The following is an 11,650-nucleotide window of genomic DNA, read 5'->3' as shown; positions in this document are numbered from 1 at the left end:
AGGTGGTGGGCTCGGACGGCATGCCGCCAGCTTCGCCTGACGAGTTCGTTCCAGCCAGAGCTGGCCAACGTGACAATGCCGTGGGACCGCCTGAGGTGCCTACGGCTTCCCTCTGGAAAGGACCATGGCACGGCGCCAGCAGCAGGACACAGCTCGGCCCCAGGACATGAGATCGAAGCCGCATGCCCAATCGCCGCAAACCTTGTGACTTTCACTGGGTCGTTCGCATAAAGAGGCGCGATCCACCGCAAGAGAAAATTGCTGACTGCACAGCCGTCAATTCGGTTTCGTTCCGGTGTTGAAGATCATGCCCGACACCTGATGCACAGGCACCTCCGGCTCGCTATCCTCCAGCACACGTAGAGGGCCATGGTAGCGGCAGACGCCGCGCACGAAGGCCAGAAGCCGGCTGAAGTCCTTGTAGGTACGGTCGCTGTTCCGTCGATAGGTCGCGACGCAACGAAAGCCACGCCCCCAGCTCGGACGCAGCAGCAGCCGAAACTCGCCATCCGCCTGCGCCAGAACCGTGACGTCGAGGATCGTTCCGCCCAGGCCGAGCTGTGCCGTGATCTCGCTCTCCCGGATCGTCGGGCGACCGGGATCCATGCTTGGCCCGGAGCTCCTATCATCGGAACGCTGCACCTCCCCGAGCGGTTGGGCAGCCAGACCCTGGCCATTAGTGGTCTCTGAGGCGACGGCCTCACGCGCACGCAGGCGCCACAGACCATGCACCAGACCTGTCAGCGCGGTATGCGACAACTCCTCCGCCTGTTGGCAGAATATCTCCTCGCTCTGGCCGATGCTGCCGAGGATAGCAACCGCGTAGCCGCTTTCCTCGTCGTACTCCCAGATGAATGGGCCAGGACCCAGGAAATCGAGAACGGGTGCGAGGGAGCGCCGAAGATCCGTCGCAGCGCCACCATCCTTTTCGATCAGGGCCAGGACGGGGATCTTGTTCAAGGTGAACACACGCTTCCGCGCCGCCGCCTCGTGGCCTAGCGATGCGACGATGCAGAACTCTCCGCGGCTCGCCTCGCTTTCCGCCAGGATCAGGGCCTTCGTTGAGAGCATGTGCTGGGCGATGGCGTCGAGGACCCGTTCGGTCAGGTGCTCGATGTCCAGAGCGTAGGCCGCCGTGTGGCTCAGGTCGCGCTCGAAGCGTCCTTGCAGAAGGTGCAGCCTCACTTCCTGGGCAAGGCGATCCCGCTCGGCCTGCAGGCGTTGGACGTCCTTGCCCAACCGGTCGCAGAAGCGGCGATAGTAGAGGAACTCCTTCTCGAAGGAGTTCTTGAGATCTCGGCTCACGACCGCTGCACCCGCAGGGTTGCAAGCACGCCGGTCCAGTCGAGCGGGCGGCTGATCCCACGAACCGGTGCAATCTCGACGCCGGAATAGAAGCCCAGGAACGGCACGCCATCGGACAGCGTCTCCGTCACCACCTTGGCCTCCTCGGTCTCCGTGCCGCTCATCATGCTGGCGCGCCCGGCGCAGTCGATATAGAGACGCAGGAACGGATCGGTGCCCTCCGCAGTCGCCTGCATCGCGGCAAGTGCGCCGTCCCGGGCCGAATCCAGCATGATCTGGCTGTCGTTCTGCATCAGCTGCACCATCGTCCCCTCGCTGAAATCGGGCTCGAAGAGCGTGACGCTTCCGACAGAGCGGTTTCCTGTCAGGATCAACCGGTTGACGTAATCCTCGGGCGATCCGACTTCCCAGGGATCGTCGAGCTTCTCGCCGAGTGTCAGGATCCGCGTGGGATGGCCGGCGCTGTCAACGAGCGGCTGGCCGATGCGCTCTTCGATGACGTCCAGTGCCGGGTCGCCATCGAGCTCGAACACCTCGGCACCTTCGATCCTGGTGATCGTCATGTAGGCGCTCACGGGCCTGCAGGCATGAAGCACCTCCGTCGAGATGCTGACGCCGGGAGGAAAGACCAATGCTGCAGCGGCATGGCGGCGCACACTGCCATCCAGCAGCATCCAGCCATCCGAGAGATTGAGATCCGTCAGCAAACCGCCACCGATGACCAGGGCCTCTCGCTGCCAGCCGGACCGGAAGCCATCGAGGACGGAGCCGGCAAGGTGCAGCTGACGTGGTTGGAAGGCGCGGACACTGTCGTAGAAGAGCAGCACGGCGGATGCCGGCGCGTGGGTGCCGCGTGCCGACATCCCCAACTGTCGGCCCGCCTCGTAGTCACTCTCCAACAGCTCATAGGTCGCATGGACCTTCGGCGTGACCGCCGGATCGAAAAAGGCGACCATCCCGACTTCGAGGCCGGTGCAGCCCAACGCTGACGTCGCGATCACGCCGGCGGCGGATCCGCCGATGACGGGAACACCCGGAAGCGTCTGGTTGAGAGTCTCCAGGAGCACCTCCGGCTCCAGCTTTCCACCCCCGAAGAGAAGAACCAGCGTTGGCGGAGCATCGCAATGCTGACGCATGTCGTCGAGGCAGCCACGGACAGCATCGACCGCAACCGGGGAGCGCCCGAACGATGTCACAATTCCGTGAGTATGTGTGCGATTTGCCTTCTTCACGCGGCCTATCTCTCCGTCCTTCGCGCATAACCTTAAAATCGCCACTAGGTATGAGCAACCCTCACTGGGAAGGAATGTATAGCTTCGCTCGGAGCAGTGACTTTCTCGTGGAATGGCGCAGTTTTACACAAATTCTTATTTTTGGATCAGGTTTTTTGTCGTTGCTACGAGTGTTCAGCTTGCGTTACCCGCTATCAACTCATTGAATAAGTTTGAAGTGGGACAAGACGGCATGGGATTCTGGACCAACAATCTAAGGACATTTCTATTAAATCGCACCGTGCCGACGGAGCGTATTGGGGTTAATGCCAATCTCTTCGCCCTCTACTGCGTTGATTCCACGGGAGCCACGCGTGCCATCTGCTCGAACGAGGCGCTTGGCTGCCGGCATCATGCTGAAATCGCGCGTTGGAATCCGGGGGCCGAGCCTTGGGGGCTACGGGCACGCATCCCCGAGCCGGGTCAACATGCCTCGAAGGTCGTCGAGATCGGCGACCTCGACGGCACGCCGAGCTGGATCGCCTACCCCACAGAAGGTGGCTGGCAGCTCGATGAATTCGATGGGGACAGCCGACGCTATCCATCGCTGGCATCAGTGCTCCACGCCATTGCTGATGTGTGACGACGCAGGTGGTGCCTTCAGCCGACGAAGCGGATGAGCACTCGGCGATAGACGCGCATTTCCAGCACTGGTCGCACGTAACATGGGCGCGCATTCTGTCGGCATGGCGGGACGCGGCAACGACACTCAAGGCACAGGATCCGATGGTCGAGCCGACCGCGCCGTTCCCTCCGAGGGGGTCCAACCACTCGTCGGGCCTCCCCCGATCCTTTTCAGTCAACTGCGGCATTTGCTATGCAGCGGTCGCTACCTCCGTTCCGTGTTGGTCGAGCAAGAGCCAGCGGCCGATGGCGGCAACATCTTCACGGTTTATGTTGTCGGCAGTTGGCACCCGGACTGGCATGTCCTCAGCGACAGTGAGACGGCAGTACGCCGTTCCTTCCGCAGTCTCGATCGGCTGCTCATCCTGCTGCGGACACAGTTCGGGTTCCAGGGCGATGTCGTCGTGCGAACCAGACGCCTGGATGCCGGCCGAAGCCGCCATCTTCCCTGACGACGCCGCCACGGCTGGCCGCACCAGCCTGGCCGGGAGGGCCGCGTGACCATGTTCCCGACCAGGGCCGGACAGAAGATCACGACCTTCCCCGGCCCGATCGGTACACGCGGCGACGAATGGGCACTGGAGAGCCTGCGCCGTGAAATCGCCCTGCTGGGACAGGTCCGGGAACATTGGAGCCGCCAGGCGGCGACGGTTCGTCGCAGGGCGGGGCCGAACGAGGGCGAGTCAGACAGCGCCTCGCATATCGCGGTCGAGAAGAGATTGGGACGCGCTGTGTTTCATGCGGCGAGCCTGTCGCCCACCTCGGCGCGGGGACTGCTCCTGCAAAGCGACATTCTGCTCACCCTCTGCTCGATGCGGCGGGACGAGGAGCCGGACGAGGGTCTCGCGGCTCTGACGACCGCCCACATGGTGGCGCTCGATGCTCACCTGTCACGAATTCTGTCAGACGCCGCTGTGATCGAGGCAGCGAACGACAGGTCGGCGGATCTGCATCTCGTGGCGCTCTCGCGGCAGGCATGCTCGCTCATGCGGGCAGGTGCCGGCGACGTCGCCGCCGAGGAGCAGGCCTACCTCGATGCTCAGCGACCTCTGGACGAGGTTCTGGACGAGCTCGCCCTCGCCGCGCCGATCACCGTCGCGGGTATCACCGCCTTGGCCGCCGTGCTCCTCTGCGGCCTGGAATTCTGCGAGAGTTTCGAGACGCGGCCCTGGTTCACCCCTGTGTTGTTCAACGTCCTGTCGGCCACGAGCCAGCTGCTCGACAACATGGAGCCCGTCGTCCTTGCCCCGGCAGCGGGGTATCACGACAGCCCCGTTCGCATCGCCCCTTCCTAGGCTCGGCCGGTCATCAGCACCGGACGAGACCCATGCGACGCATCCTCCTGACCACCTGCGCCCTGGTTGGCCTGCCGGCCATCTCCATGGCGCAGACCCTCTGCCCCGCCTCTGCCGGGCCCGATGCGCCTCCCACCCTGGCCCTCCCGGCTCCGGTATCCGCCGCGCCCCAGGCCTGGCCAACCGCGCCCACGCCCGCGGTCCAGCGTGCCGCGGCGCCGGCGGCTGCGCCGTCAGCAGCTCCTGCCACGGTGGCGACGCCCGGCGGAGATCTCTCGGTGCCGGTGCTGCAGCGCGTGTCCCAGGCCGGTGCCACCTTGCAGGACCTGGGGCTGAGCCATGGCCTGCGCCTGGTCGTGGCCCGCTCCGGCGCCGAGTTCATGCTGCTCTCGGTGCTGCCTTCCGGACGGGCCATGGTGGCGGGCTTTCCGGTGGACCTGACCCTGGCGCGTCTCCGTGAGATCGGGGGCGCGGGCGTCACGGATCTCGGTGAGCGCGAGGGCCTTCGCAGCGTGGTGCTGCGCAGCGGCGACGCCTTCCAGGTATTCTACGCGACCCCCGACGGGGAGCGCGTCATTCCCGGGGTGATGTGGGACACGGCGGGCAAGAACCTCACCCGCGATCATGTGGCGGGCATCGAAGGGGCGATCCCGACCGTCACCATCGGGGACGTCGCGCCCGGTGCGACGCAGCCGGCCGGCGGGCCGGCTCAAGGTGCCGGCGGCGGGGCAGTCGCGCCGGCCGCCAGCCCGGTCGCGGTGGCCCAGCGAGCCCATGCCGGCACTGCGGGCCCCGAGGGGGCGCCGCATGTCTGGATGTTCGTGGATCCGCAGTGCGGCTACTCGGTCCAGGCCCTGCGGCGCCTGCAGCCGCTGGTCGCGGCCGGCCGGCTGCACCTGTCGGTGATCCCCGTGGCCATCCTCGATCACCACAATGCCGGGCGGAGCACCGCCGACGCGCTCGCGATGCTGAGCCGCTCGGAGGAAGCGATGATCGCCGCCTGGAGCCGGGGCGACCTGCGGGCCCCGCCGGCGCCGGAAGCGGCCGCGCGGTTGCGGGAGAATGGGGCCGCAGCGGCCTCGATCGGCCTGCGCGGGACGCCGACGCTGGTCTGGCGCCGGGCCGATGGCACGGAGGGGCGGACGGATGGACTGCCCAACAACCTCGAGGCGCTGGTCGCGACCGCAACCGGGGGCTGAGCCATGGCCATCGACCTGGGACCCGGGCTGCAGGGCGACCACCCTGGTAGTCGTCGGCGCTTCGGATGGCTACTCGCCGGCCCCCGCTGGGCGGCTCGCAGGGCCGCCGAGACGACCGGAGTGGCCGAGATCCGGTCCGGCTACGGGCTGGTCCGGGGCCTCGTCGCCGCGATCCGGCGCGAGCCGGCCCCGGTGCGTGGCCCGATCGCCGACGAGGACGGCCGCCTCGACCCGGGGGCGACGGCCTTCGCGATGGGCCTCACCGAGTTCGAGCTGAAGCGGCGCTGGCTGCGGCGGCGCCGGCAGACGGCGCGGGTGGCCTGGGGCTGCTTCGCGGCCGGCTGGGCCGCGCTGGGGCTATGGACCTGGCAGATGACGGTGCTTCCCGCAGGCCAGGGACGCTTCTGGGCGGCGGTGCAGTTCCTGCCCTTCTGCGCCGCGTTCTTCGTGCTCGCCTTCCGCAATGCCTGGGCGAACTGGCAGCTGCGCACGCGGCGGCTGGGCTCGGCCGGGGAGTACCTCCGATCGGCCGACCGATTCTGGCCGAGCGCCGGCTGACCCCGATACCACTCAGCGCCAGCATCGTTGAAATGGACCACCCGATGGTCTATTTCGCCGGGAGGCTTTCTGCTGGGGTTCGATCGTGCAGGTCTCCGTGACGGATGCGAAGGGGCAGCTGACCGAGCTGGTGCGCCGGGCCGAGGCCGGCGACGAGGTCGTGCTGACGCGTCATGGCCGCGCCGCCGTGCGCCTGGTCCCGGTGCACCGGACACCGGATGCAGCCGGACGCCGCGCCCTGATGGAGGAGCTGCGCCGCGTCGGTGCCGCCAAGGCACGGGCCGGCGTGAGCGCCGCCCGCAGTCAGGACGATCTGTACGACGAGGCCGGGCTGCCGCGATGATCGCGGTCGACACCTCGGCGCTGCTGGCGATCCTGCTCGACGAGCCCGAGGCCGAGGCCTGCATGGATGTGCTGGAGGCGGCCGACGCCCTGGCGATCTCGGCCGGGACCATGGCGGAGGCGCTGATCGTGGCGGGCCGGCGCGATCTCGGGGTGGAGATGCGCCAGCTGGTCGAGGGCCTGGGCTTCGAGGTCGCGAGCGTCACACCGGGGACGGCGCGGCGCATGGCCGAGGCCTATGCGCGCTGGGGCAAGGGCGTCCACCCGGCGGGGCTGAACTTCGGCGACTGCTTCGCCTACGTGCTGGCGATCGAGCACGACGCGCCGCTGCTCTACGTCGGCGACGATTTCAGCCGCACGGATGTGCGGCCGGCCCGATAGCCGCCGCACCGGCCGCCAGGTCGTCAGAAGGTGCCGGGTGGGGCGTAGGTGGCACCGCCGGCCGCGCCCGTGGCCCACGGGGCATGCTCGTAGTCCGGCCTGCCGGCCATCGCCCCGCGCGGATCGTTGGGCTTCACGATGGTGCCGTTACGGTTGAGCACGGGCGGCGCCCAGGTGGCATTGACGGTGCCCGGAGCGGCATAGGGATCGTAGTTGGGATTCTGGACCTGCGGCGCGGCCGGAGCACTGTAGCTGCCGGCGGTGCGGATGTTGCCGCTGCTGCAGGCCGCGAGTGGGATCGACGCGAGAGCGGCGAGGAGGAGGTTTCGAGCGTAGGGCATGGGGCCTGTCCTGGTTGCGGCCCCATGCTGCCCAGTATCGTTGCGAACGGCCTGCGCTACCCGCCACTGCCCTTGAGGCGGGCGATCTCGGCGCGCAGCGCCTCGACTTCCGCCTCCAGCGCCTCGTTCGCCCTGTCGTACTCGTCGAGGCGCTCGACCATGAGGTTGGCGTTCACGGTCAGGCTGCGTAACTGCTCCTTCAGTTCCTCCCGCTCGCCCTCGATCGCCTTCGCGTAGTCACGCCACTGATCCCGCTCGCTGGCGAGACCAGCAGCATGCTCCTGTAGCTGATCGATGATGGCGTCCCTTGAGGCGAGCGCAGCCTGCCATTCAGCGATCTTCGCATGTACATCAGCTTCACGGAAGAAACGCGCTTCCGGGCGCCGCCGACGGGCCACAAGATTATCGACCCAATCCGAACGCGAACGAGCGTTTTCTGCCGACATCCTGCCTAGCAGGTAGCCGGCCGTTCCGCTCATTCCTTGGCTCTCGCCGTCATCGTTCATCGGTCATTCATCCCTAGCGCCGGAGATCTCTGTCGATGCCCGGAGGGTAGAGTCCATCTCCTTACTTGCTGCCCGCCCTTGCGGTCCAGCTATTGCCGTCGGCGCCAGGGTTCGATCACCAGAATTGCGAGCCGAACCACCAAGCCTTCGAGCGGCACCGTCGATGTTTTGCAATGCCCCTGCCGCCCCAACCAGCGCAGCATCCCGGCTGAAGCCGTCCATGTCGACCCGGTTCGCCGGCAGGAAGCCGATCAGGCGCGGGACGTGGTGGGGCACCAGGGAGATCATGCGGAAGGACAGCAGCGCCAGGACGACGTGGGCCAGCACGAAGACGCAGAGCAGCACCACGACCCCGAGCACGTTGGTTACGATCCAGCCGTTGCCCAGCACGAAGCCTGCCGCCACCCCGAAGCTCAGCCGCAGCAGCCAGGACATGCTGGCGAAGATGAAGTAGCCGAGGAACAGCCCGAGCAGCATCAGCACCGGGCGGAACAGCACGTTGAACAGCAGCGAGTATCCCTCGGTGGCCCGGCCGTGCAGGCCCTCGCCGCGCATGGTCATGTGCGCCAGCATCCACAGCGGCACCGCGATCACCGCCTCGCAGACCAGGATCAGCCAGCCGGCGACGCCGGCGACCCAGATCAGAAAGGGGATGAGCGGCAGCACGAAGGCGATGGTCAGGCCGGGGAGGAGCAGGCCGGAGATCAGCGCGAAGATCGCCGGGCCGAGGAATTCCAACGCCTTGCCCAATCCGCTGAAGCTGGCCGCCAGCACCCCACCCACCAGCGGCACGCCGCCCAGGGCGGTGCCGACGGCATTGGACCCGCCCACCCCGATCCCCGCCAGCCCCAGCGCCCCCATACCGGCCGCGACCATGGCGTGGCCGAGTTGCATCAGGCTGCCGAACGGGTCGATCCAGACCAAGGTACCAGGGGTGACGAAGTAGTTGGTGACGAGGCCGAGGATCCGCTCGCTCAGGCCCAGGGAGCGGAACACCCGCTCCATCATGCCGGCGCCGTCCTCGGCCGGCGAGGCGCCGGAGAACAGGCCCGAGCCGCCGAAGGGCGTGTTGGCTTGGTCGGTGGTGGCGACGTAGGCGCTGACCCGCTCCATGAACGCCTCGGCGGCAGCGGAAAGCGGCGCCACATCGGCGGTGAGGGCCGGGCCGAGGCCCAGATAGGAGGGACGCTCGACGCGCGGTACGCCGCTCATCAGCGAGAGGGTGGCGCCGTTGAGGCGGGAGAATTCGAGATAGTAGGCACCGGCGGCCGACCATCCGAGCGCGCTCAGGCGGATCGCGGTGGCGTCCGGGGTGGCGCCGCTGCCGCGGGCATCCTGCAGGGAGCCGCGGATGCGGCTCATGGCACCGCTGGCTGCCGCCGTGAGCTGGCTGTTGTACTGGCTGGTGGCGCTGGTCAGCACGCCCAGCAGTGGCTGCAGCGCCGACGCCTGGCGGGTGGCGTAGAAGGCCTGCGCGGCGCTCTCGACCTGCGGCCGGATGCTGCCCGTGACGACGCTGTTCAGGATCCGGCGCTGCTGGTCGACCATGCCGACATCGACACCGGCGACGGTGTTGGTGCTGGCCGGCTGGGCCAGGGTGACGGTGCCGCAGGCCGGGGCGCCGCTCTCGTTGCCACTGGACAGGCGGTAGGCCCAGGTCTCGAAGGCCGGCACGCTGCCGACCCCGCTTGAGGCGATGGCGCCCGGCGCCGGCACCAGGTTGGGGTTGTTGGCGGCGGCGTTGACGAGTGCGCGGCAGAACTCGTTGCGGATCAGCCCGGCGACGATGGTGCGGCTGCCCGGGACAATCGGATCGGCGATGACGCGCGCATCGGCGCCGATCGCCGTGACGGCCGAGGTGTAGACGGTCTTGGCCATGCCGATGCCCCACATCGAGGCCTGCACCACGGCGGCCTGCCCGGCGGAGAAGCCGTTGGCCAGCGGGAACATGAAGATCGCCGCCACCCCGAGACGGAGGGCCATCATGCCGCTCATGCCGTCGGTGAGCAGGCGCGAGGTCTCAGCACCGCGCCAGATCTGCATCACCATGGAATAGACGAGGTAGAACATGGCGATGGCCGCCACGAAGCCGGTGAGGGAGCGGACCAGGGTGCCGATCACCGTGGCGGCGTTGCCGGTGCTGACGGTTCCGGCCGAGCCATTGATCGGGAAGACGGAGCGGATGACTATGGCAGCCCAGTCGTCACCGGGATCAAGGGCGGACCAGCTGAGGTTCACGCCCGTCCCCTGGGCGAGCGCCGGCCCCGCGAGGAGCAGGACCGGCGCCAGGGTGGCCAGGGCCAGAAACAGGGTTGGGCGTCGCATCGCATCCTCGCGGCCGGAATTTGCAGACGAGGATGGGAGAGGGCGACGCGAATGAGCCTATGGGCTGGGAGACGGGGATGAGGCGGCCGAGACGCCCTGGCGATGGTCCTGCTGGAAGACGTTGCGAACCGCGTCGGCCGCTCGCCGCACCAGCTCGGCGACCTTCTGGCCGAGTTCGTCCACCACGCTCTTCCCCTCCTGGCGGCTGGGCAGGTGGGACGCGGCCTCGCCGATGGCGGCGTCGAGCCGCTCGAAGCGCCCGGCCAGGGCCGCCGGCTCGGATCGCTTGAGGATCACCGCCTCGGCGGCCTGGCGATCGGTCCCGTACTGCTTCACGGCCGAGGCGGCGGCATCGTAAGCGGCGGCCAGACCCTTCTCCTGGACGAGGGCGTTGTTGAACTGCGTGCGCAGCTCGGCATGCCGTCCACCTTCGCGCATCTCGGCCAGCACCCCCTCCATGCTGCGGGGATCGGAGCGGGCGGCCTCATTGATCCGAGCCATCACCGCCGCGCCGGCCCCCTGGGCGAAGCCCCGCAGAGCATCCACGGCGCGCTGCCCGGACGCCTCGGCGGTCTCCAGTGCCTTGCTGTCGGCACGGTTGGCCAGGTAGCTCCCGATCCGCTCGGTGATCGGGGTCGGCTGCGGCTCCCAGGGAGGCGGGCTGGCGGGACGAGGGGGCACCATCGAAGCCACCAGCCGCTCGACCGGACCTGCATCGCGGGCACCCAGCGCGGGCTGAGCCGGCTGGGCCTGCCCCTCGGCCGCACGAATGGCGGCCGGGGCCGGGGTAGGCTGCTGGGTAGCCTGCTGGCCGGTCTCGGGCTGTCGCGGTGCGCGCGCGCCTTCGCCTGGGGAGACGCTGGACTGCACCAACGGCGAAGCCGGCACGGTCGGCTTCTCCTCGGGCTGGGGCGTCCGCGCCGTGGACGCCGCGGCGGCTGGGGTTGCGGTCGCCTGCGGCCCGCCGGCGGCCAGGTCAGGCTGCGCGTGCCGGGCGGCAGCACTCCCGAAGGTCGGCGAGAGCGTCATCACCCGCCGCTCCAGCGCCTCCACCTTATCCATGACGTCGGGGCGGTACTGGTCGCCACCCTCCTTGCCCGTGACGACGGCGAGGGTGCGGATATCATGGGCGAGGCGCCGATCCCGCAGGTCCGGCACTTCGCGCAGCAGGTCGCGGATACGCTCGTTTTCCAGCCCCGGCGCCGAGTTGGCAAGGCGGCCGAGTTCGGCACGCAGACCCTCCGGCACGCCGCCGACCGGACCGGCCAGGCGGGAGAAATCCTGATGTGCGTAGGCAGCGCGGGTCCGCAGCGCCTCGTCGCGGACGACATCGGGCTGGTGCAGCAGCCGGGTGACCTCCTCGATCTGGCGGCTCAGCCTGGGATCGTGCCCGGAGAGGGTGGCACGCACCTCGTTCATCCGGTCGAACAGCTCACGGAGCGGATCGGGACCACGCGCCGCTGGGCGTGGCGCGTCGGATAGGGTGGTGGACATGGGAAAGCT

12 protein-coding genes are annotated in these 11,650 nt (G+C 68.4%); 6 read left to right on the top strand and 6 right to left on the bottom strand.

The annotated features are described in order from the left end of the window. Positions 1-276: 276 nt before the first annotated feature. Both BT98_RS0118070 and BT98_RS0118065 read right to left on the bottom strand, forming a co-directional pair. Positions 277-1,305, bottom strand: coding sequence for a hypothetical protein (locus BT98_RS0118070; RefSeq protein WP_027297379.1), 1,029 nt, complete (start codon positions 1,303-1,305; stop codon positions 277-279). Then, the gene (locus BT98_RS0118065) at positions 1,302-2,537 is read right to left on the bottom strand and encodes an FIST signal transduction protein (protein WP_126281771.1); all 1,236 of its coding nucleotides are present in this window, start codon (positions 2,535-2,537) and stop codon (positions 1,302-1,304) included. The genes BT98_RS0118070 and BT98_RS0118065 overlap by 4 nt, the downstream gene beginning before the upstream one ends. Positions 2,538-2,649: 112 nt before the next feature. Between BT98_RS0118065 and BT98_RS27335 the strand changes: the two genes are divergently transcribed. The 6 genes from BT98_RS27335 (at position 2,650) to BT98_RS0118035 (ending at position 6,975) form a co-directional block, all read left to right on the top strand. Beyond that, complete coding sequence (locus BT98_RS27335) at positions 2,650-3,159, top strand: hypothetical protein (protein ID WP_126281770.1); 510 nt, start codon at positions 2,650-2,652, stop codon at positions 3,157-3,159. A gap of 538 nt (positions 3,160-3,697) precedes the next feature. Continuing rightward, a complete protein-coding gene (locus BT98_RS0118055; RefSeq protein ID WP_126281769.1) occupies positions 3,698-4,495 on the top strand; it encodes a hypothetical protein in 798 nt (265 codons plus the stop codon). 32 nt (positions 4,496-4,527) lie between these two features. Next, positions 4,528-5,694: a hypothetical protein gene (locus tag BT98_RS0118050; protein WP_226945903.1), complete on the top strand. Its 1,167-nt coding sequence runs from the start codon at positions 4,528-4,530 to the stop codon at positions 5,692-5,694. A 3-nt stretch (positions 5,695-5,697) separates the two neighbouring features. Further along, on the top strand, positions 5,698-6,252 hold the full coding sequence (locus BT98_RS26265; RefSeq protein WP_126281768.1) for a hypothetical protein: 555 nt from the start codon (positions 5,698-5,700) through the stop codon (positions 6,250-6,252). Between the two features lie 97 nt (positions 6,253-6,349). Beyond that, the gene (locus tag BT98_RS0118040) at positions 6,350-6,595 is read left to right on the top strand and encodes a type II toxin-antitoxin system Phd/YefM family antitoxin (protein WP_239371580.1); all 246 of its coding nucleotides are present in this window, start codon (positions 6,350-6,352) and stop codon (positions 6,593-6,595) included. After that, entirely contained in the window at positions 6,592-6,975 is a 384-nt protein-coding gene (locus tag BT98_RS0118035) for a type II toxin-antitoxin system VapC family toxin (protein WP_027297373.1), read from the top strand. Before BT98_RS0118040 ends, BT98_RS0118035 begins: the two co-directional genes overlap by 4 nt. Positions 6,976-6,998: 23 nt before the next feature. Here BT98_RS0118035 and BT98_RS0118030 read toward each other — a convergent pair whose 3' ends face one another. From BT98_RS0118030 to BT98_RS0118015, 4 genes are read right to left on the bottom strand one after another with little or no spacing between them, the layout of a single operon-like run. Beyond that, positions 6,999-7,316 (bottom strand): hypothetical protein, encoded by a 318-nt coding sequence (locus BT98_RS0118030; protein ID WP_027297372.1) that lies wholly within the window; start codon positions 7,314-7,316, stop codon positions 6,999-7,001. 56 nt (positions 7,317-7,372) lie between these two features. Beyond that, on the bottom strand, positions 7,373-7,822 hold the full coding sequence (locus tag BT98_RS24990) for a hypothetical protein (RefSeq protein WP_037251469.1): 450 nt from the start codon (positions 7,820-7,822) through the stop codon (positions 7,373-7,375). 3 nt (positions 7,823-7,825) lie between these two features. Next, positions 7,826-10,147, bottom strand: a complete 2,322-nt coding sequence (locus BT98_RS24985; RefSeq protein WP_037251467.1) for a DotA/TraY family protein — start codon at positions 10,145-10,147, stop codon at positions 7,826-7,828. 57 nt (positions 10,148-10,204) lie between these two features. Next, positions 10,205-11,641 (bottom strand): hypothetical protein, encoded by a 1,437-nt coding sequence (locus BT98_RS0118015; RefSeq protein ID WP_027297370.1) that lies wholly within the window; start codon positions 11,639-11,641, stop codon positions 10,205-10,207. Positions 11,642-11,650 lie beyond the last annotated feature (9 nt).

This window comes from Roseomonas mucosa ATCC BAA-692 (assembly GCF_000622225.1).
GTDB classification, from domain to species: Bacteria; Pseudomonadota; Alphaproteobacteria; order Acetobacterales; family Acetobacteraceae; genus Roseomonas; species Roseomonas mucosa.
The sequence above is the reverse complement of the archived record's forward strand: the minus strand, read 5'-3'. Positions and strand labels throughout refer to the sequence as shown.

Excerpts from the sequence above, each read along its gene's own strand:
- BT98_RS27335 (WP_126281770.1), top strand. The coding sequence starts at position 2,650 with ATGGCGCAGTTTTACACAAATTCTTATTTTTGGATCAGGTTTTTTGTC.
- BT98_RS0118050 (WP_226945903.1), top strand. The coding sequence starts at position 4,528 with ATGCGACGCATCCTCCTGACCACCTGCGCCCTGGTTGGCCTGCCGGCC.
- BT98_RS26265 (WP_126281768.1), top strand. The coding sequence starts at position 5,698 with ATGGCCATCGACCTGGGACCCGGGCTGCAGGGCGACCACCCTGGTAGT.
- BT98_RS0118035 (WP_027297373.1), top strand. The coding sequence starts at position 6,592 with ATGATCGCGGTCGACACCTCGGCGCTGCTGGCGATCCTGCTCGACGAG.
- BT98_RS0118030 (WP_027297372.1), bottom strand. The coding sequence starts at position 7,316 with ATGCCCTACGCTCGAAACCTCCTCCTCGCCGCTCTCGCGTCGATCCCA.
- BT98_RS24990 (WP_037251469.1), bottom strand. The coding sequence starts at position 7,822 with ATGAACGATGACGGCGAGAGCCAAGGAATGAGCGGAACGGCCGGCTAC.
- BT98_RS24985 (WP_037251467.1), bottom strand. The coding sequence starts at position 10,147 with ATGCGACGCCCAACCCTGTTTCTGGCCCTGGCCACCCTGGCGCCGGTC.
- BT98_RS0118015 (WP_027297370.1), bottom strand. The coding sequence starts at position 11,641 with ATGTCCACCACCCTATCCGACGCGCCACGCCCAGCGGCGCGTGGTCCC.